Genomic DNA, 18,876 nt, shown 5'->3' with positions numbered 1-18,876 from the left:
CGAGCACGTACGTGAGCTACGTCTCCGATCCTCCCACGCGACGGTGACAACGCCGGGGGGTGGGGCCGCGTGGGACCGGACTGTCAGTGGGGCGTGGCAGGATCGGGGACGTGGCAGAAACAGCATCGAAGAAGAAGTCCGAGACCGCGGCGACGAAGGGTGCGCCGGCCGGTGGTGAGCAGCGCCCGCGCCTGATGCTCATGGACGGGCACTCCTTGGCGTACCGGGCGTTCTTCGCGCTGCCCGCGGAGAATTTCACGACGGCGACGGGCCAGCCGACGAACGCGATCTACGGCTTCGCGTCGATGCTGGCGAACACGCTGCGCGACGAGGCGCCCACACACTTCGCGGTGGCGTTCGACGTGTCGCGCAAGACGTGGCGCTCCCAGGAGTTCCCGGAGTACAAGGCGAATCGCTCCAAGACCCCGGACGAGTTCAAGGGTCAGGTCGAGCTGATCGGCGAGATGCTCGACGCGATGCACGCGGTGCGTTTCGCGGTGGACGGCTTCGAGGCGGACGACATCATCGCCACGCTGGCCACGCAGGCGGAGGCGGCCGGTTTCGACGTGCTGATCGTCACGGGTGACCGTGACTCCTTCCAGCTGATCACCGACCACGTGACGGTGCTGTATCCGACGAAGGGCGTCTCGGAGCTGACGCGCTTCACCCCGGAGAAGGTCTTCGAGAAGTACGGCCTGACGCCCAGCCAGTATCCGGACTTCGCGGCGCTGCGCGGCGACCCGTCGGACAACCTGCCGGGCATCCCCGGTGTCGGTGAGAAGACGGCCGCGAAGTGGATCAACCAGTTCGGTTCGTTCGCCGACCTCGTGGAGCGTGCCGAGGAGGTCAAGGGCAAGGCCGGGCAGAACTTCCGCGACCACCTGGAGTCGGTCAAGCTCAACCGTCTCCTGACGGAGATGGTGCGCGACGTCGAACTCCCCAAGACGGTCGCCGACTTGGAGCGCGCCCCGTACGACCGTACGGCGCTCGCGATGGTCCTGGACACCCTGGAGATCCGCAACCCGTCGCTGCGGGAGCGGCTGCTCGCCGTCGACCCGGGCGCGGCGGAGGCCGAGCAGGCCCCCGCGGAGCCGGGTGTGGAGCTGGACGGTGCGGTGCTCGGCGCGGGCGAGCTGGCCCCGTGGCTGGCCGAGCACGGCAACGCCATTCTCGGTGTGGCCACGGTCGACACCTGGCAGCTCGGCACCGGCACGGTCACCGAGGTGGCGCTGGCCGCCGCCGGCGGGGCGGCCGCCTGGTTCGACCCGGCGACACTGGACGAGGCCGACGAGAACGCCTTCGCGGCGTGGATCTCCGACCCCACCAAGCCGAAGGTCCTGCACAACGCCAAGGGCGTGATGCGGGTCTTCCCCGAGCACGGCTGGACGGTCGACGGGGTCACGATGGACACGGCCCTCGCCGCGTATCTCGTGAAGCCTGGCCGGCGCTCCTTCGCCCTCGACGCGCTGTCCCTGGAGTACCTGGGCCGTGAGCTGGCGCCCGCCTCCGCCGCCGACGGGCAGCTCGCCTTCGGCACGGAGGAGGACGACCGGGCCGAGGCCGACTCCCTGATGTCGCAGGCCCGCACCATCCTCGACCTCGGCACGGCGTTCGGCGAGAAGCTGACGGAGGTCGGCGCGAGCGACCTGCTCACCGACATCGAGCTGCCGACGTCCGCGCTCCTGGCCCGTCTGGAGCGGCACGGCATCGCTGCGGACCGCCCGCACCTGGAGTCGATGGAGCAGCAGTTCGCGGGCGCGGTGCAGCAGGCCGTGAAGGAGGCGCACGCGGCGGCGGGCCACGAGTTCAACCTGGGTTCGCCCAAGCAGCTCCAGGAAGTCCTCTTCGGCGAGCTGAACCTCCCCAAGACGAAGAAGACGAAGACCGGGTACACCACGGACGCGGACGCGTTGGCCTGGCTCGCCGCCCAGACGGAGAACGAGCTGCCGGTCATCATGCTCCGCCACCGCGAGCAGGCGAAGCTGCGCGTCACCGTCGAGGGCCTGATCAAGGCGATCGCCGCGGACGGCCGCATCCACACCACCTTCAACCAGACGGTGGCGGCGACGGGCCGCCTCTCCTCCACGGACCCGAACCTTCAGAACATCCCGGTCCGCACGGACGAGGGCCGGGCGATCCGCCGCGGCTTCGTGGTCGGCGAGGGCTTCGAGTCGCTGATGACCGCGGACTACAGCCAGATCGAGCTGCGCGTGATGGCGCACCTCTCCGAGGACGAGGGCCTCCTGGAGGCGTTCACGTCCGGCGAGGACCTGCACACGACGGTCGCCTCCCAAGTGTTCAACGTCGACGGTTCCGCCGTCGACGCGGAGATGCGCCGCAAGATCAAGGCGATGTCGTACGGCTTGGCGTACGGCCTGTCCGCGTTCGGCCTCTCCCAGCAGCTGAACATCGAGGCGGGCGAGGCACGTGCGCTGATGGACACGTACTTCGAGCGGTTCGGCGGGGTGCGGGACTACCTCCGCCGCGCCGTCGACGAGGCCCGCGCCACGGGCTACACGGAGACGATGCTCGGCCGCCGCCGCTATCTCCCCGACCTCAACAGCGACAACCGCCAGCGGCGCGAGATGGCCGAGCGCATGGCCCTGAACGCGCCGATCCAGGGCACGGCGGCGGACATCGTCAAGATCGCCATGCTGAACGTGCACGGGGCGCTCACCGCGGCGAAGCTCGACTCCCGCATGCTGCTTCAGGTCCACGACGAAATCGTCCTGGAGATCGCGCCGGGCGAGCGGGACCGGGTGGAGGAGCTGGTCCGCAGGGAAATGGCGGGAGCGGTGACCCTGCGGGCGCCGCTGGATGTGTCGGTGGGCGTGGGGAGGGACTGGGAGTCGGCGGCGCACTAGCCCTGGCGGGCGGCGGGGCGGTTTCCCTCCGCCCCCGGCAAGCGCCGGGCGCCGCTCCCGTGCCTGCGGGGGGTCTGCCTGCTTGCACCTGCGGGTGCGCGGGGTGGCTGATCGCGCAGTTCCCCGCGCCCCTGGGGGTGCGGGGGTCTGTCTGGCTTGCACCTGCGGGTGCGGGGTGGCTGGTCGCGCAGTTCCCCGCGCCCCTGGAGGGGTGCCGGGGGCTGGCCGTTTGTGGCTGCGGGTGTTTCGTGGCTGATCGCGCAGTTCCCCGCGCCCCTGGGGGTGGGTGCCTGGGCTTGTCCGTTCGTGGCTGCGGGTGTGTTGTGGCTGGGCGCGCAGTTCCTCGCGCCCCTTAGTGCGGTGCCAGGGGGCTGTTTCTCGCGTGCCTTAGGGTCGTGCCAGGGGCTGTTTCTCGCGCTCCTTGGGGCGATGCCGGGGGCTGTTTCTCGTGTGCCTTGGGGTGGTGCGGGGGCTGTTTCTCGTGTGCCTTGGGGTGGTGCGGGGGGTGTTTTTAGGGGCGCGGGGAACTGCGCGAGCAACCACCCCCCACCCGCACACGCAACGAGACCCGTCCATGCCCCGTCCCGGGAGGTGCCGGGGGCGTCTTCAGGGGCGCGGGGAACTGCGCGAGCGGCCACCACCCACCCGCAGCCGCAACACAACCGCCCACGCCCCGCGCAGCGGAGTCCCTCAAGCCCCGCGCCGCGGAGTCCGCTCAAGCCCCACGCCGTGGAGTCCGCTCAAGCCCCGCGCAGAGGGGCCTCACTCGCGTGGCCCCCGGCAAAGCGACCCCCGCCCGAGCCTGGGGTCAGGATGAGCGCATGGTCTCTCACCTGCGTAAGTGCCGGACGGCCCTCGCCGCGGCGCTCACCACGGCACTCCTGGTTCCCATACCGGCGACCGCCGCCGCAGCCGGCAACCTCCAGCGTACGGACCTCTGCACGGCAGGAGGCCGTGACCGTACTCTCGCCGCCCGGATGTCCAAGGACATCAGGGCGGCTTTGTCGTCCAGGTCCGGCACCGTCTCCGTCTCCGTGCACGACTCCCGCACCGGCCTCGTCTGCGAACTCGCGAGCCACCGCCGCTACGACGCGGCGAGCGTCGCCAAGCTCCTGGTGATGGAGGCGGCGCTGCGCCGCGCGCAGGAGTGGCGCCGCGGTCTCACCGGCTGGGAGCGCAGCCGGATCCGCCCCATGATCACCATTTCCGACAATCATGCGGCGCAGCGCCTGTGGAACGACCTCGGATACCGCTACCTCTCCCGTTTCCTGCACCGCGTCGGCACCACGGCCACCACCCTCGGCACGTACGGCCGTTGGGGGCTGACCGGCACCACCGCCGCCGACCAGTCGCGGCTGCTCGACGTGTTGACGGGGGTGCGGGGCATTCTCGGCCCGGGCGCGCGGGCGTACGGGCTGCGGCAGATGGCCGAGGTGCGGCGCGACCAGCGCTGGGGGGTGCCCGCGGGGATGCCCCGCGGCGTCCGTGCCCACCTCAAGAACGGCTGGCTGCCGCGGGCCACGCACGGCTGGCGCGTACACAGCGTCGGCGTGTTCACCGGTGGCGGCCGCACCTACCGCATCGTCGTCCTCTCGCACGACAACCCGTCGATGGCGTACGGCGTACGGACCATCGAGCGCATCGCGCAGGCCGTGCACCGCGGCCTCCACAAGGGCCGGACGATCGGCCAGGAGCTGACCCCGGAGAGCGAGATCAGCGAGGTTCCGGACGGTTCGGTGCCCGCCGAGGGCGAGGACCCGGACCCCGCCGCGTAACAGAGCTGTCGCGGCGTCTTGGCCAACTGGTAAAAACCGGGCACGAACGGGTGCCTGGGCGCGCCAAGTTGTCGTAGTGTCGCCTGAGCCGACCCACTGGGTGTACGCGCGTGCGAAAGTAGGCGTGCACGTGCAGGAAAGCGTGCACGAGGGCGGGGGCGGCGCGCAACAGTCGTCAAAAGGGGAGGGGTGGCTCGGTCATGGCGCCGGTATTGGGCAGGCGGCTGCGCAGAGGAACGGTGACCGCCGCGGTGGCCGCGGCGGCGGTGGCGGCCCTCGCCGCGTCGCAGGCCCCGGGCGTGACGGACGTACCGCGTGACGGGCAGGCGGCGGGCGCTTCCGACACTCCACCGCCGTCCGGTGACTCCGCGACCGGCGACTCCCCGTACTACACGGACCTGCCTCCCCTGGAGAGCCCCGTCCCGCCGAACGGCGGTGACAAGAAGGCCGAGGCGGGCGTCCCGGCCACGGTCCTTGACGCGTACAAGAAGGCCGAGACCGCGCTCAACACCGACAAGCCCGGCTGCAACCTGCCCTGGCAGCTGCTCGCCGCGATCGGCAAGGTCGAGTCGGGCCACGCCCGCGGCGGCCGCGTCGACGCGAGCGGCACGACGCTGAAGCCGATCCTCGGCCCGGTCCTGAACGGCAACGGCTTCGCGAAGATCACCGACACCGACAAGGGCGCCTACGACGGTGACCTGACGCACGACCGCGCGGTCGGGCCGATGCAGTTCATCCCGTCGACGTGGGCCACCTCGGGCCGGGACGGCAACAACGACGGCAAGAAGGACCCCAACAACATCTACGACGCGGCGCTCGCCGCGGCCCACTACCTGTGTGCGAACGGCCGTGACCTGTCCGTCGAGGACGACCTGCACAAGGCGATCCTGAGCTACAACCGCTCCACGGAGTACCTGAACACCGTCCTGTCGTGGCTGGAGTTCTACCGCAAGGGCACCCACGAGGTCCCCGACGGCAAGGGTGTGCTGCCCGACGAGCGCAGCGACAGCCGCATCCCGGGCGTCGGCCCGACGTCGCCGAGCACCCCGTCGATGAAGCCCCCGGCCAAGCAGAAGCCGAAGCCGGACAAGGACAAGGACAAGCCCGGGAACAACGGCGGCAGCAACAAGCCCACCCCGCCGAACGGCGGCGGTTCCGAGCGCCCCGACCCGTTGCCCGCCGACCGCGTCAAGGACCTGGCGAACGCCGGGACCGGCACGCTCACCGCGACCGCGGGTGACGCCTTCGACGAGCGTGTCGAGGTGCGCGCGCTCTCCAAGACGGGGTCGAACGTGGCCGGGGTCAAGGTGAAGTTCACGATCGTCGGCGCCACGGACGCCCGCTTCGACGGCGGCGCGCGGAGTGCCACCGTCACCACGGGCTCCACCGGCAAGGCCACCGCACCGGTGCTCGAAGCGGGCGAGAGCACCGGCAAGTTCACCGTGCGGGCCACGGTCGTGGGCCGCTCGGTGCCGGCCGTCGACTTCACCGCGTCGGTCACCGCGCGCCAGGCCGACGCGCTCGCCAGGACCAGCGACCAGCCGCTGGTCTGCGAGGCGGGCAAGGAGTTCGCCGACCGGGTCGAGGTCAAGGCGACGTACAAGGGCAGGCCCGCCGGCGGCGTCGCGGCCTCCGCCATGATGGTCGCGTCGGCGTCGGACGCGACGGCCAACGACAAGGGCCCCTACTTCAAGGGCGCGGACGGCAAGCCGATCCGCATGCTCAAGGACCTGAAGACGGACGCGAACGGCCTGCTGAAGCTGCCGCGGATCTACGCGGACGACGCGGCGGGTACGTATCTGCTGCGCATCGCCACGGCCGGTGGCGGCATTCTCACCGTCGAGCTGAAGGTGAACGCGGCGGAGCCCGACACGACCCCCACGCCGTCCGACTCGCCGAGCACCACGCCGAGCAGTACTCCGAGCGCGCCTCCCAGCGCCTAGGGCCGGCTCGGACCGGACATCCCGACCGCCCCTCCGCCACCCACGGCGGAGGGGCGGTCGGTGTTTGTGCAACGTGTTCTCATCTTGCCCGTCCGTTGCTACGGTGCCCGCCCTGACGCCCTATCAGTTCCGGCCGCAAGCCGAACCGAAAGGCCCCGTATGCGCGCCCTCATCGCCGCCGCCACCGGCCTCGCCGTCGCGCTCGCCCTGGTCCTGACGGTCACGGCGGTCGGCGCCCCGTCCGGCGAGACGTCCCCCGAGCCGCTCCTCACCACCGTCCCCGCACACCCATAGACGTACGGTCCCCGAGCACCCACAGACGTACGGTCCCCAAGCACCCACAGACGTACGGTCCCCAAGCACCCACAGACGTAGGGAGGGCCGCAGCGATGCGCCGCAAGGCCAGCCTCGTCCTGCTCGCCTTCGCCGTGTTCTGCACGGCCATGTCCCCGCTCATGCGCTGGTACGCGTTCCCGCGGCTCGCGAAGGTCCCGCCGAGCCAGTACCAGGACATGGTCCTGGAGGCGCACGACCCGACCCTCATCGACTACGGCTCCATGAAGGCCAAGAAGATCGACAAGGTCACCATCGTGCAGACCCTCAAGGGCAACGTGGAGGCCTCCGAGAAGATCGAGAAGAGCGCCGACCGCGACGTCGTCGTCTGGGACGCCCTCTCCTACGTCCAGGACGACAAGGGCAGGATGGTCTCCAAGATCCCCGAGCGCTACATCTTCGACGCGCACAGCCAGGAACCCGTGCACGCCACGGGCGAGGCGGTCGACGGGGACCCGGTCAAACGCGAGGGCATCGAGTTCAAATGGCCCTTCCTGACCGAGAAGCGGGACTACGAGTACTTCGACGCGCAGGCCCGCGTCACCCGGCCCATCCACTACAAGGGCACCCAGAACTTCCGCGGCGTGAAGGTCTACTACTTCGAACAGACCATCCCCTGGACCAAGGTGCCCTTCCCCAAGACGATGCCCGTCAAAGGCATCACTCCGGAGTCCCTCGCCAGGACCGGCACCACCCGCTGGTACACCACCGTCCGCAAGTTCTGGGTCGAGCCGACCACCGGAGCCCCCGTCTACGGCGAGGAGATCCAGAACAACGAACTGCGCGGCGGCACGCTCCTGGGCGACCGCGACAAGGTCACCGTCTTCTCCGGGCACGTGAAGATGCGCGAGGACTACATCAAGGACACCGTCGACCTGGTCAAGTCCCAGCGCGTCCTCGTCCTCCTGCTGACCTCGTACCTCCCCTGGGGCTTCCTCACCCTCGGCATCCTCCTGCTGGCCCTCTCCCTCTGGCTGGAGGCCCGCGGCCGCAGGCCCGGCGACCCGACGCCGACGACGGAGAACGACCCGGAACCCGAGCCGGTCAACGCCTAGGAGCGGTCAACGCCTACGAGTGGGCGCTCCGGCCCGCCTGGCGGGCCTTGGTGTACCGGGTCGGTTCGGCCGTCGCCGGATCCTCCGGCCACGGATGCTTCGGGTAGCGGCCGCGCAGGTCCGCGCGGACCGCGCGGTAGCCCGACTGCCAGAACGAGGCGAGGTCGGCCGTGACGGCGGCCGGACGGCCCGCGGGGGACAGCAGGTGCACGAGCACCGGTACGCGGCCGTCCGCGACCCTCGGCGTCTCGGCCAGCCCGAACATCTCCTGCAACTTGACGGCGAGCACCGGCTGTTCGGGATCGGAGTAGTCGAGCCGGATCCTGGACCCGCTCGGCACCTCCAGGCGCTCGGGGGCGAGCTCGTCCAGCCGGCCGGCCTCACCCGTCGCCCACGGCAGGAGCCGCCCCAGAGCCTGCCCGGCGTCGATCCCCGCCAGGTCGGCCCGGCGCCGCGCCCGGGAGAGCTCGGGCTCCAGCCACTCGTCCACGCGCGCGTGGAGGGCGTCCTCCGTTACGTCGGGCCAGGGCGCCCCGAGATGGCGGTGCAGGAACGCGAGCCGCTCCCGCAGCTCCCGCGCGCCCCGCGACCACTTCAACAGCGCGGTCCCCTCCTCCCGCAACCCGGTCAGCAGCGCCTCCCGCACCAGACGCGGATCGGGCTCCTTCAGGGGACGCACCGTCAACTCCACGGCGCCGAGACGCTCCACGTGCCGCGCCACGAGCTCGCCGTCGCCCCAGACCACCTCGTCGCCCTCGGAGTACAGCGGTGCGGCGGCGCTCCGGGCGACGTCCTCGTCGATGTGCCCGGCCAGCAGCACGCGCGCGTGCCCGGCGCCGACCGGCCGGTCGGCCACGGCGACGGCGAGCCACCGCGCACCGGAGAGCGCGGACCCCTGCCGCGCCTCCGCCCGCGTCCCGCCCGCCATGAGATACGTCCCGCCGCCCACGCTCCGCGCCACCCGCTCCGGAAACGCGAGGGCGGCCACCAGACCGGCGACGTACTCGTCGTTCCCGCCGCCGGCCCCGGCGGGCCCACCGGGCGCCGCGGAGGCCAGACGCCCGGCCTCGGTCCGCCACCGCGCCCCGTAGGCGTCCTGGCCGCGCCGCGCCGCACGCCAGGCGCCCGCGAGGTCGTCGCCGTACTCACGGGGCGGCTCCTCGCTCAGCAGCGCCACCGCCTCCGCCGCCCGCCGGGCACCGACGCGCGGGGCCGCGTCGAGCAGGGCCCGCGCGAGGCGCGGGTGCAGGCCCACCCGGGACATCCGCGTGCCCCGCTCCGTCGCACGGCCCGTCGCCGCGTCCACCGCGCCCACCGCCACCAGGACGTCCCGCGCCGCCGCCATCGCGCCGCCCGGCGGGGGATCCAGGAGAGCGAGCCCGGAGGCGTCAGGATCGCCCCAGCACGCCGCCTGTAGCGCGAACGCCGCGAGGTCGGCCACTTTGATCTCGGGAGCCGGAAAGCGCGGCAGGCGCCCGTCCTCGGCCTCCGCCCAGCACCGGTACACCGCCCCCGGAGCCTCCCGCCCGGCGCGGCCCGCCCGCTGCCGCCCGGCCGCCTGCGAGGCCCGCACCGTCGCCAGCGCGCTCAGCCCGCGCGCGTGATCCACCCGCGGCTCCCGCGCGAGCCCCGAGTCCACGACGACCCGCACCCCCGGCACCGTCAGCGAGGACTCCGCCACGGAGGTGGCGAGCACCACCCGCCGCCCGTCCGACCCGGCCAGCACCGCGTCCTGCACCGCCGCGGGCGCCCGCCCGTGCACCTGCAACACCTCCACACCGCCGAGGCCCGCCAGCTGCCCCGCCACCCGCGCGATCTCACCGACCCCGGGCAGGAAGCAGAGGACATCCCCCTCCCGCTCCGCCAGCGCCCTGCGCACCACCGACGCCACATGGGTCAGCAGCGCCGGATCGACCCGCATCCCGTGCGGCGGCCGCACCGCGCGCGGGGGCGGCGCCCACACGACCTCCACGGGGTGCGCGACGCCCCGCGCCTCCACCACGGGCGCACCTCCGAGGATCCGCGCCCAGCCCTCCGCGTCGGTCGTCGCCGACGCCGCGACCAGGCGCAGCTCGGGCCGCAGCGCCGCCCGCACGTCCACCAGGAACGCCGCCACCGTGTCCGCGTCCAGATGCCGCTCGTGGCACTCGTCGAGGACGACGACATCCACGCCGGCCAGCTCCTGGTCCCGTTGCAGCCGCTGGAGCAGCACGCCCGTCGTCACGACCTCCACGCGCGTGCGGGGCCCCACCGCGCGCTCACCGCGCACCGTGTAACCGACGCTGTCGCCCACCTTCTCGCCGAGCAGCCACGCCATGCGCCGGGCGGCGGCCCGGGCGGCGATGCGGCGCGGCTCGGCGACGACGACGCGGCGTACGCCGTCATGGGCGCCCACCACGTCGACCAGGCCCGCGAGCGCCAGCGGCACCAGCGTCGTCTTGCCCGTGCCGGGCGGCGCGCAGAGCACCGCGCTGCCCGGCCCCTCCAGAGCGGCACAGAGACCGGGCAGCGCGTCACGTACGGGAAGGTCCAGGGCTGCGTGGTTACGGATCACACGCTCAGTCTCGTACGCATACGTAGATGGCCGTCCCCGGGATCAGGTTTCCGCGCAGCGGGGACCAGCCGCCCCACTCCTGCGTGTTCCAGGCGGGCCACTCCGGCTCCACGATGTCGACGAGCCGGAACCCGCCGGCCACGATGTCCCGCACCCGGTCGCCGATCGTCCTGTGGTGCTCCACGTAGACGGCGTTGCCCTCCTCGTCCTGCTCCACATAGGGAGTGCGGTCGAAATAGGAGGCCGCTACGGAGAGGCCCTCCGGACCCGGCTCGTCCGGGAACGCCCAGCGGACGGGGTGGGTGGCGGAGAAGACGAACCGCCCGCCGGGCCGCAGCACCCGGCGCACCTCCTTGAGGACCTGCACGGGGTCGGCGACGAACGGCATCACGCCGTAGGCGGAGCAGACGAGGTCGAAGGAGGTGTCCTTGAAGGGCAGCACTCCGGCGTCGGCCTGGACCAGCGGGACGTTCCCGCCGATCCGCAGCGCGTGCTGGAGCTGGCGGTGCGAGAGGTCGAGGGCGACAGGGCGCGCGCCCTGCGCGAGCAGCCAGCGCGAGCACTGCGCGGCGCCGGCGCCGATCTCCAGGATGTCCTTGTCCTTGAGCTCCTCCGGCGGACCGAGCAGCTCCGCCTCCACCTCGTCGAGCCCTTCGGGGCCCCACACGAAGCGGTCGTCCCCGAGGAACGTGCCGTGCTCGATCTGGTACTCGTCGGCATTCCGGTCCCACCAGCCGCGGTTGGCACGGCTGCTCTCCGTGACGTTCGCGTGACGCCTGGTGGCCTCGGGCTCGGGCGGCTCGGACTCTTGGATGATCGGCTCCATCGTCGTACTCTTCCGTGTTCTCTGAGCATTCCGTCGAAACCTCGGCGCGCAGGGGCGCGGTGCGGCCCGTGTGGCCTCAGGCGACAGGTTTTGTGCCGGGTATGCGGCGATCCGCCCCGGGTGTGCGCCTTCGCGCATTGACCCTGTCCGGCTGCCCCCGTATGCTACAAGTTGCGCTGCGAGCCTGCGCTCCTCAGACATAGCAGGCTGCGCTCGTGTCTGTTGTATGTCCCCTCGGTTGTCGAGGCGCCTTCCGTTTCGCGGAAGTCGCGCTTCCTAGGCTGTCCGGCTTCTGCAGAGCGAAATCGGCTCCGGCGTTGCAGTACCTACGACTTCAATGTCCGTACCGGAGCCCTTTCCCACATGACGAGCAGCACCGAGACCACCGCCACCACGCCGCAGGTAGCGGTCAACGACATCGGTAACGAGGAAGCCTTCCTCGCCGCGATCGACGAGACGATCAAGTACTTCAACGACGGCGACATCGTCGACGGCGTCATCGTGAAGGTCGACCGGGACGAGGTCCTGCTCGACATCGGTTACAAGACCGAAGGCGTCATTCCGAGCCGCGAGCTCTCCATCAAGCACGACGTCGACCCGAACGAGGTCGTCGCCGTCGGTGACGAGATCGAGGCCCTGGTTCTCCAGAAGGAGGACAAGGAAGGTCGTCTGATCCTGTCCAAGAAGCGCGCTCAGTACGAGCGTGCCTGGGGCACGATCGAGAAGATCAAGGAAGAGGACGGCATCGTCACCGGTACCGTCATCGAGGTCGTCAAGGGTGGTCTCATCCTCGACATCGGCCTCCGTGGCTTCCTGCCGGCCTCCCTCGTCGAGATGCGCCGCGTCCGCGACCTCCAGCCCTACGTGGGCAAGGAGCTCGAGGCCAAGATCATCGAGCTGGACAAGAACCGCAACAACGTGGTCCTGTCCCGCCGTGCCTGGCTCGAGCAGACCCAGAGCGAGGTCCGCCAGACCTTCCTCACGACCCTGCAGAAGGGCCAGGTCCGCTCCGGCGTCGTCTCCTCGATCGTCAACTTCGGTGCGTTCGTGGACCTCGGTGGCGTCGACGGTCTCGTCCACGTCTCCGAGCTCTCCTGGAAGCACATCGACCACCCCTCCGAGGTTGTCGAGGTCGGCCAGGAAGTCACCGTCGAGGTCCTCGACGTGGACATGGACCGCGAGCGTGTCTCCCTGTCGCTCAAGGCGACGCAGGAAGACCCGTGGCAGCAGTTCGCCCGCACGCACCAGATCGGGCAGGTCGTTCCCGGTAAGGTCACCAAGCTCGTTCCGTTCGGTGCGTTCGTGCGCGTCGACGAGGGCATCGAGGGCCTGGTCCACATCTCCGAGCTGGCCGAGCGCCACGTGGAGATCCCGGAGCAGGTCGTCCAGGTCAACGACGAGATCTTCGTCAAGGTCATCGACATCGACCTCGAGCGTCGCCGGATCTCGCTGTCGCTGAAGCAGGCCAACGAGTCCTTCGGCGCCGACCCGTCGGCCGTCGAGTTCGACCCGACCCTGTACGGCATGGCCGCGTCCTACGACGACCAGGGCAACTACATCTACCCCGAGGGCTTCGACCCCGAGACCAACGACTGGCTCGAGGGCTACGAGACCCAGCGCGAGGCCTGGGAGACCCAGTACGCCGAGGCGCAGCAGCGCTTCGAGCAGCACCAGGCTCAGGTCATCAAGTCCCGCGAGGCCGACGCCCAGGCCGAGGCCGAAGGTGCGGCGGCTCCGGCCGGCGCCGCTCCGGCCGCGTCCGGCGGTGGCGGCGGCGGTTCGTACTCCTCGGAGTCGGACGACAACTCCGGCGCGCTGGCTTCGGACGAGGCGCTTGCCGCGCTTCGCGAGAAGCTTGCCGGCGGCCAGAGCTGACCTCGCGTCGCTCTCTAGGCGGTAGCTGAACGTTGCGGGCCCGCACCCTTTCGAGGGTGCGGGCCCGCAGTGCTGCGTCCGGGCGCCCCGTCAGGGGCGCGGGGAACTGCGCGATCAGCCCAAGACATGCCGCAGGCGCGACGGGACGGTGACCGGGCAGACGCGTCTGCGGCACTTCCGTGGTTGCTCGCGTCGTTCCCCGCGCCCCTGACGGGGCCCGGGCATGTCTATGGCGTGACGGGGATGTTCGTCAGGCCCCGGCCCCCGGTCACCGTATTGCTGGCGTGGACCGTCGTCCGGCAGCCGCTGCTCTGGTTCGTGACGTTGATGGCCAGCTGCTTGTCGCCCGTCGCGCCCGTCAGGGTCGACTTGTTGCCGCGGAAGACCGTGCCGCAGCCCCAGCCGGACTGCTGGGTGTGGGTCTCGTAGCCGTTGTTGAGGGTGTTCTTGCCGGTGTTGTTCTCGATGACGTAGTTGTTGCCCTTCACGTCGACCCACGAGTCGTCGTAGTGGTTGCCGGTGAGGCCCCGGCCGTCGAAGGTGTTGCCCGCGACCTTGCCGCCCGTCGTGCCCTCCTTGAGGTCGATCGCCTCGCCGCCGACGTCCGGGCCGATGGTGTTGCCGAGGATCTGGACGTTGTCGCTCTTGTCGGAGAGCGTGTTCGCGGTGCCGACGTAGATGCCCTCTCCCATGCCGCGGCCGTCGTTCCCGGTGTCGTGGATGCGCGAGTTCCTGATCACGCCGTCCCGGCTCGACTTCCGGAAGTGGACGCCCTCCATGTCGAGGCCGTGGACCGTGACGGTGTCCACGACGACGCCCCGCGCGGAGTCGATCATGATGCCCTTCTGGCCGCCGGTGACGGTGATGCCCTGCACCGTCCAGTACGCGGCGCCGTTCAGATGCAGGCCGTAGCCGCCGCCCGCCTTGAGCACCGCCTTCGGTGAGCCGGTCAGCGTGATGCGGGAGCCGGCGCTCGCGGCCACGGTGGTCTTGAAGTTCCCGGAGTACGTGCCGTCGGCGAGGTGGATCGTGTCGCCGGGGGAGGCGTCGGTGAGCGCCGCCTTGAGCTGGGCGGCCGTGGAGACCTCGATGGTCCGCGCGGGCGTCGCGGCGGAGGCGGTGGCGGCCAGGGTCGTGGCGGCGGTCGCCGCCGTGAGCAGGGTGGCCAGCAGGGTTCGTCGGGTGCGCATGGGGGGTGACCTTCCCGTCGGTTCCTGGTTCGGTGTCTGGTTCGGTTCCCGTTTGGTTCCTGTACGTGAACTCGGAGTGTGCATATGAACGTTGAGAAGGTAGAGGCGGGGCATGTGCGCGTCAAGGTATGGACCAGGGTCGACCGGGCCTCGAAGGAGGGGAGCACGGCCACGGCGTGGCGGGAATGCGCGTGTCCCCGCGTGCGTTCTCCGTTACGAACACGAGGAGGAGCGGTCACAGTGCTTGATCCGCAGGGTTTGTACGCATGGGAGCCGAAGGGCCTCGCCGTCGTAGACATGGCGCTCGCCCAGGAGTCGGCCGGACTGGTCATGCTCTACCACTTCGACGGATACATCGACGCGGGCGAAACCGGCGACCAGATCGTCGAGCGGCTCACGGACACCCTTCCCGGGCAGGTGGTGGCGAGATTCGACCACGACCGGCTCGTGGACTACCGCGCCCGCCGCCCGCTGCTCACCTTCCGACGCGACCGCTGGAGCGACTACGAGGAGCCGACGCTCGACGTCCGCCTCGTCCAGGACGCCACCGGCGCGCCCTTCCTGCTGCTCTCCGGGCCCGAGCCGGACGTGGAGTGGGAGCGTTTCGCCAAGGCCGTCCAGCAGATCGTGGAGCGGCTCGGGGTGCGCCTCTCCGTGAACTTCCACGGCATTCCCATGGGCGTCCCGCACACCCGCCCCGTGGGCCTCACGCCGCACGGCAACCGCACCGACCTGGTGCCGGGCCACCGCAGCCCCTTCGACGAGGCGCAGGTGCCGGGCAGCGCGGCCTCCCTGGTGGAGTACCGCCTCCTGGCGGCCGGTCACGACGTGCTGGGTGTCGCGGCGCACGTCCCGCACTACATCGCGCGCTCCACGTACCCGGACGCGGCCCTCACGGTCCTTGAGGCGATCACCGCCGCCACCGGCCTGGTGCTGCCCACCGTCGCGCACGGACTGCGCACCGAGGCGCACCGCACCCAGACCGAGATCGACCGGCAGATCCAGGAGGGCGACGAGGAGCTGGTGGCGCTCGTCCAGGGTCTGGAGCATCAGTACGACGCGGCGGCGGGCGCGCAGGACCGGGGCAACATGCTCGCCGAGCCGGCGGACATCCCGTCCGCCGACGAGATCGGCCGCGAATTCGAGCGCTTCCTCGCGGAGCGGGAGGGCGACGCGTGAGGCCGCGACCGGCCGGGGCCTGCCCGGCCGGTAGGCCCTAAGCTGCCGGTCATGCTGAAAGTGGGCCTGACCGGCGGAATCGGTGCCGGCAAGAGTGAGGTGTCGCGGCTGCTTGTCGCGTCGGGTGCGGTGCTGATCGACGCGGACAAGATCGCACGTGAGGTGGTGGAGCCGGGAACTCCGGGCCTGGCGGCGGTCGTTGACGCCTTCGGGCGGGAGGTGCTCGCTCCGGACGGCTCCCTGGACCGGCCGAAGCTGGGCGCGATCGTCTTCGCCGACGCCGAGAAGCTGGCCGTCCTGAACTCCCTCGTGCATCCGCTCGTCGGCGCCCGCTCCGCCGAGCTCGAACAGTCCGCGTCCGACGACGCGGTGGTCGTCCACGACGTTCCCCTCCTGGCGGAGAACGGCCTCGCACCGCTGTACGACGTCGTGGTCGTCGTCGACGCGAGCCCCGAGACCCAGCTCGACCGCCTGGTGCGGCTGCGCGGCATGAGCGAGGCGGACGCCCGCGCGCGGATGGCCGCGCAGGCGACCCGCGAGAAGCGCCTGGAGATCGCGGACATCGTGATCGACAACGACGGCCCGCTGGACGGCCTCGCGGACCGGGTCGCCGAGGTCTGGGCGGACCTTGCTCGAAGGGCGAGCGCCCGTTAAGGGGCGCGGGGAACTGCGCGAGCAACCGAGACCAAAGCCGCACCCGCCACCGAACCGCCGTGGGCAGACGCGTCCGCGGCCGTCGCGGCGCGCCGAGCGCGGCCCCGCGCGCGTGAGACAGCTGTGCGGAATAGGCGAGGGTGCGGCGTGCGTTGACACGGGGAAGCGAGGGAAGGAGCCCGGCGTGCCCGACATCACCCCGGAGAGTCATGTCATCGATTTCCGCGCGGCGGAGCAGCTCCTCGCCGCCCGGGACCCGCGTGGCGCGGTGAAGCTGCTCGACACGGTCATCGCCGCCCACCCCGAGAACACGGCGGCCCGCCTGCTGCGGGCGCGCGCCTTCTTCGCCGCCGCGCAACTGCGCGCCGCGGAGCTGGAGTTCTCCATCGTCCTGGAGCGTGAGCCGGACAACGCCTTCGCGCACTTCGCACTCGCCCGCACCTACGAGCGCGCCTCACGGCCCGAGCAGGCCCGCCGCCACTTCCGGCTCGCGGCCGCGCTGGACCCGCAGCCGGAGTACCTGGCGGCGGCCCGCTTCGACGACTGAGCCTCCGGAGGCCGGGCTAGGGGGCGTCCGGCGGATCGTACGGCGGGACGTCCCGGCCCGGCTGGTAGTGCGGGCCCTGCCGCATCCGGTGCACGACCCACGCCAAATCAGCGGCGACCACCGCCAGCAGCACCCCGCACGCCACGGCCCACCCGGTGCGCCCGGCGAGGGCGAAGGCAACGGTTCCGAAGCCGGCCCAGACAAGGCCCCATACGCTGAACCACAGGCGCATCCGGAGCGGACTGCGTGCGGTCACCGGTTCACTGCCTGTGCGCATCATGAGCGGTCATCTCCTCCTTTACAGGATAAAGAGGGTGGGAACGTGCTGGAAGCGCTCAGGTCCGACGAGCGGCTCGCCGCCTGGCTCCGGGAGCTGGAGGCCGCGGGGGAGCCGCGGGCCGAGGCGGTGCTGCCGGCCGCCGACGAGCTGCCGGACGTGCTCCTCGACCTCGCCGTGCCCCATGAGGACATCAACCCCCTGGTGGCGCTGCGCGGCCGGCTGTGGGCGGACCCGGAGGCGCGGTGGCTGCTCGACCGTTGTGTGGACGCCGTCGTGCGCGACATGGGTGCGGTCGGCCGCGGCGGCCGCGTCCTCACGCTGCCCGAGGCGTGCGGTGAGCTCGGGCGCTGCTTCTCCGTGTACGTGTTCGTGGCGGCGCTGGAGCACGTGCGCGCGTACCACCGCGACCGCGGCATCCCCGACGACGTCTCCCGCCGCACCCTCGCCGACCTCGGCCGCCACATGGCGGTGCACCGCAGGGCGCGCGGCAGCCGCGGCCTCGTCGCTCCGGGGTGGCACGTCCTGCACTTCCGGGGCGAGCTCTATCAGCTGGGGCGCCTTCAGTTCGAGCGTGGCGTGCTGGACGAACGCATGGGAGCCGCGACCGCCGCGGCCGGACATCCGGCGGGGCCGGGCGACCCCTGTCTGAGCCTCCACATCGCCGACTTCCGGGGGCCCTTGACGCCCGAGGCCTGCGACCGGTCGCTCTCCCTGGCGCGGACGTTCTTCGCCCGGCACTTCCCGGAGGAGCGATATGAGACAGCCGTCTGCCACTCCTGGCTGCTCGACCCGCAGCTGCGGGACCACCTGCCCGCGGATTCGAACATCGTCCGCTTCCAGCGGCGATTCCACCTCGTCGACAGTGCTGGACCGGAGCCCGAGGACGGTGACCCCGTCGCCTTCGTCTTCGGCGACCGCGACCTTCCCGTGGCCGAACTCCCCAGGCGGACAAGGGTGGAGAGGGCCGTGGGCGACCATCTGCGGGCGGGCGGCCACTGGTACGGCGGACATGGCTGGTTCCCGCTGGAGGCGGTGGAGCCGTGAGGGGTTCGGGAACGGGGGCGGGGCGGCCTTCGTTGGCCGGGCATGAGCGTGGAGATGCGTGAGGGCTACGAGGGGACGGGACCCGGCGCGATCACGCCGGACGGCTGCGCGGTCGAGCTGTACGCGCGCCTGTCCGTCGGGGACGAGCCGGACGTCATCGAGGGCGCCGTGCCGCCCGGGGCGCACATATTGGAGCTGGGCTGCGGCGCGGCCCGGGTGACCCGCCCCCTCCTGGAGCGCGGTTTCCGGGTGACCGCCGTGGACGAGTCGGCCGAGATGCTGGAGAGGGTGGCCGCGCTCGACGGCGGGGTGCGCACCGTGCTGAGCCCGATCGAGCGGCTCGACCTGGACGAGAAGTTCCCCGTGGTGATGCTCGCCTCGTTCCTCGTGCACACCGGCGACGCGGCGGTGCGGCGCCGCATGCTCAGGGCCTGCCGCGAGCACGTCACGGACCAGGGCTGCGTGCTGATCCAGCGGGAGGGCGCGGACTACCACACGAACCTCCCGAGAGAGCGCGTCGACCCGGGCGGGTACACGGTCCGGATCCTCTCGGCCGAGCCGGTCGGCGACGGCGTGAACGAGGTGCGCGCGGAGTACGTCTTCCCCGACGCCCTATGGACCCAGACGTTCCGCGCCCGCCCGCTCACTCCGGAACAGTTCGAGGAGGCGCTCGCGGAGGCCGGCCTGAAGGTCGACAAGTACCTGACGGAGGACGGCACTTGGGTGCGGGCGGTTCCGGCGGGCTGAGGGGGAGCCA

15 protein-coding genes are annotated in these 18,876 nt (G+C 71.5%); 11 read left to right on the top strand and 4 right to left on the bottom strand.

Annotated elements, in window-relative coordinates:
* Window positions 1–110: 110 nt before the first annotated feature.
* The 5 genes from polA to pgfA all read left to right on the top strand — a co-directional run bounded on the left by polA (window position 111) and on the right by pgfA (window position 7,970).
* Window positions 111–2,864: a DNA polymerase I gene (polA, locus tag ACZ4Z4_RS18600; RefSeq protein WP_468328116.1), complete on the top strand. Its 2,754-nt coding sequence runs from the start codon at window positions 111–113 to the stop codon at window positions 2,862–2,864.
* Window positions 2,865–3,685: 821 nt separating this feature from the next.
* Window positions 3,686–4,639, top strand: coding sequence for a serine hydrolase (locus tag ACZ4Z4_RS18595; protein ID WP_468328114.1), 954 nt, complete (start codon window positions 3,686–3,688; stop codon window positions 4,637–4,639).
* Between the two features lie 200 nt (window positions 4,640–4,839).
* Window positions 4,840–6,582 carry a lytic transglycosylase domain-containing protein gene (locus ACZ4Z4_RS18590; protein ID WP_468328112.1) on the top strand — a complete coding sequence of 581 codons (1,743 nt, stop codon included), beginning with the start codon at window positions 4,840–4,842 and terminating at the stop codon, window positions 6,580–6,582.
* A gap of 159 nt (window positions 6,583–6,741) precedes the next feature.
* Window positions 6,742–6,876, top strand: coding sequence for an SPW_0924 family protein (locus ACZ4Z4_RS18585; RefSeq protein WP_468328110.1), 135 nt, complete (start codon window positions 6,742–6,744; stop codon window positions 6,874–6,876).
* Window positions 6,877–6,971: 95 nt separating this feature from the next.
* Window positions 6,972–7,970, top strand: a complete 999-nt coding sequence (gene pgfA / locus ACZ4Z4_RS18580) for a cell envelope lipid trafficking protein PgfA (RefSeq protein WP_468328108.1) — start codon at window positions 6,972–6,974, stop codon at window positions 7,968–7,970.
* Between the two features lie 13 nt (window positions 7,971–7,983).
* Here the strand turns inward: pgfA and hrpB are convergent, their stop codons facing one another.
* Together hrpB and ACZ4Z4_RS18570 are read right to left on the bottom strand one after the other, a co-directional pair.
* On the bottom strand, window positions 7,984–10,524 hold the full coding sequence (gene hrpB / locus ACZ4Z4_RS18575; protein ID WP_468328106.1) for an ATP-dependent helicase HrpB: 2,541 nt from the start codon (window positions 10,522–10,524) through the stop codon (window positions 7,984–7,986).
* Between the two features lie 4 nt (window positions 10,525–10,528).
* A complete protein-coding gene (locus ACZ4Z4_RS18570) occupies window positions 10,529–11,350 on the bottom strand; it encodes a class I SAM-dependent methyltransferase (RefSeq protein ID WP_468328104.1) in 822 nt (273 codons plus the stop codon).
* Between the two features lie 363 nt (window positions 11,351–11,713).
* Between ACZ4Z4_RS18570 and rpsA the strand changes: the two genes are divergently transcribed.
* The gene (rpsA, locus tag ACZ4Z4_RS18565) at window positions 11,714–13,225 is read left to right on the top strand and encodes a 30S ribosomal protein S1 (protein ID WP_468328102.1); all 1,512 of its coding nucleotides are present in this window, start codon (window positions 11,714–11,716) and stop codon (window positions 13,223–13,225) included.
* Window positions 13,226–13,452: 227 nt separating this feature from the next.
* Here rpsA and ACZ4Z4_RS18560 read toward each other — a convergent pair whose 3' ends face one another.
* Entirely contained in the window at window positions 13,453–14,415 is a 963-nt protein-coding gene (locus tag ACZ4Z4_RS18560) for a right-handed parallel beta-helix repeat-containing protein (protein ID WP_468328100.1), read from the bottom strand.
* Window positions 14,416–14,655: 240 nt separating this feature from the next.
* On the opposite strand from ACZ4Z4_RS18560, the gene ACZ4Z4_RS18555 reads away from it, so the two are divergent.
* The 3 genes from ACZ4Z4_RS18555 (at window position 14,656) to ACZ4Z4_RS18545 (ending at window position 16,795) form a co-directional block, all read left to right on the top strand.
* The gene (locus ACZ4Z4_RS18555) at window positions 14,656–15,594 is read left to right on the top strand and encodes a PAC2 family protein (RefSeq protein ID WP_468328098.1); all 939 of its coding nucleotides are present in this window, start codon (window positions 14,656–14,658) and stop codon (window positions 15,592–15,594) included.
* A gap of 51 nt (window positions 15,595–15,645) precedes the next feature.
* Window positions 15,646–16,248, top strand: coding sequence for a dephospho-CoA kinase (gene coaE, locus ACZ4Z4_RS18550; RefSeq protein WP_468328097.1), 603 nt, complete (start codon window positions 15,646–15,648; stop codon window positions 16,246–16,248).
* Between the two features lie 184 nt (window positions 16,249–16,432).
* Window positions 16,433–16,795, top strand: a complete 363-nt coding sequence (locus tag ACZ4Z4_RS18545; RefSeq protein WP_468328095.1) for a tetratricopeptide repeat protein — start codon at window positions 16,433–16,435, stop codon at window positions 16,793–16,795.
* Between the two features lie 16 nt (window positions 16,796–16,811).
* Here the strand turns inward: ACZ4Z4_RS18545 and ACZ4Z4_RS18540 are convergent, their stop codons facing one another.
* Window positions 16,812–17,072 carry a DUF6343 family protein gene (locus ACZ4Z4_RS18540; protein ID WP_468328475.1) on the bottom strand — a complete coding sequence of 87 codons (261 nt, stop codon included), beginning with the start codon at window positions 17,070–17,072 and terminating at the stop codon, window positions 16,812–16,814.
* Window positions 17,073–17,201: 129 nt separating this feature from the next.
* Here ACZ4Z4_RS18540 and ACZ4Z4_RS18535 point away from each other — a divergent pair, with 129 nt between their 5' ends.
* Window positions 17,202–18,119, top strand: a complete 918-nt coding sequence (locus tag ACZ4Z4_RS18535; RefSeq protein ID WP_468328473.1) for an acyltransferase domain-containing protein — start codon at window positions 17,202–17,204, stop codon at window positions 18,117–18,119.
* A 42-nt stretch (window positions 18,120–18,161) separates the two neighbouring features.
* Window positions 18,162–18,866 carry a class I SAM-dependent methyltransferase gene (locus ACZ4Z4_RS18530; RefSeq protein WP_468328093.1) on the top strand — a complete coding sequence of 235 codons (705 nt, stop codon included), beginning with the start codon at window positions 18,162–18,164 and terminating at the stop codon, window positions 18,864–18,866.
* Window positions 18,867–18,876: the final 10 nt, after the last annotated feature.

This window comes from Streptomyces sp. NPDC030245 (assembly GCF_055572995.1).
Note: the sequence above shows the minus strand (reverse complement) of the source record. Positions and strands in the feature narration are given on the sequence as shown.

Bases quoted from the DNA above. Each gene is read 5' to 3' on its own strand.
- ACZ4Z4_RS18530 (WP_468328093.1), top strand. From the start codon at position 18,162: ATGAGCGTGGAGATGCGTGAGGGCTACGAGGGGACGGGACCCGGCGCG.
- coaE (WP_468328097.1), top strand. From the start codon at position 15,646: ATGCTGAAAGTGGGCCTGACCGGCGGAATCGGTGCCGGCAAGAGTGAG.
- ACZ4Z4_RS18560 (WP_468328100.1), bottom strand. From the start codon at position 14,415: ATGCGCACCCGACGAACCCTGCTGGCCACCCTGCTCACGGCGGCGACC.
- ACZ4Z4_RS18585 (WP_468328110.1), top strand. From the start codon at position 6,742: ATGCGCGCCCTCATCGCCGCCGCCACCGGCCTCGCCGTCGCGCTCGCC.
- ACZ4Z4_RS18540 (WP_468328475.1), bottom strand. From the start codon at position 17,072: ATGCGCACAGGCAGTGAACCGGTGACCGCACGCAGTCCGCTCCGGATG.
- rpsA (WP_468328102.1), top strand. From the start codon at position 11,714: ATGACGAGCAGCACCGAGACCACCGCCACCACGCCGCAGGTAGCGGTC.
- ACZ4Z4_RS18595 (WP_468328114.1), top strand. From the start codon at position 3,686: ATGGTCTCTCACCTGCGTAAGTGCCGGACGGCCCTCGCCGCGGCGCTC.
- pgfA (WP_468328108.1), top strand. From the start codon at position 6,972: ATGCGCCGCAAGGCCAGCCTCGTCCTGCTCGCCTTCGCCGTGTTCTGC.
- ACZ4Z4_RS18590 (WP_468328112.1), top strand. From the start codon at position 4,840: ATGGCGCCGGTATTGGGCAGGCGGCTGCGCAGAGGAACGGTGACCGCC.
- ACZ4Z4_RS18570 (WP_468328104.1), bottom strand. From the start codon at position 11,350: ATGGAGCCGATCATCCAAGAGTCCGAGCCGCCCGAGCCCGAGGCCACC.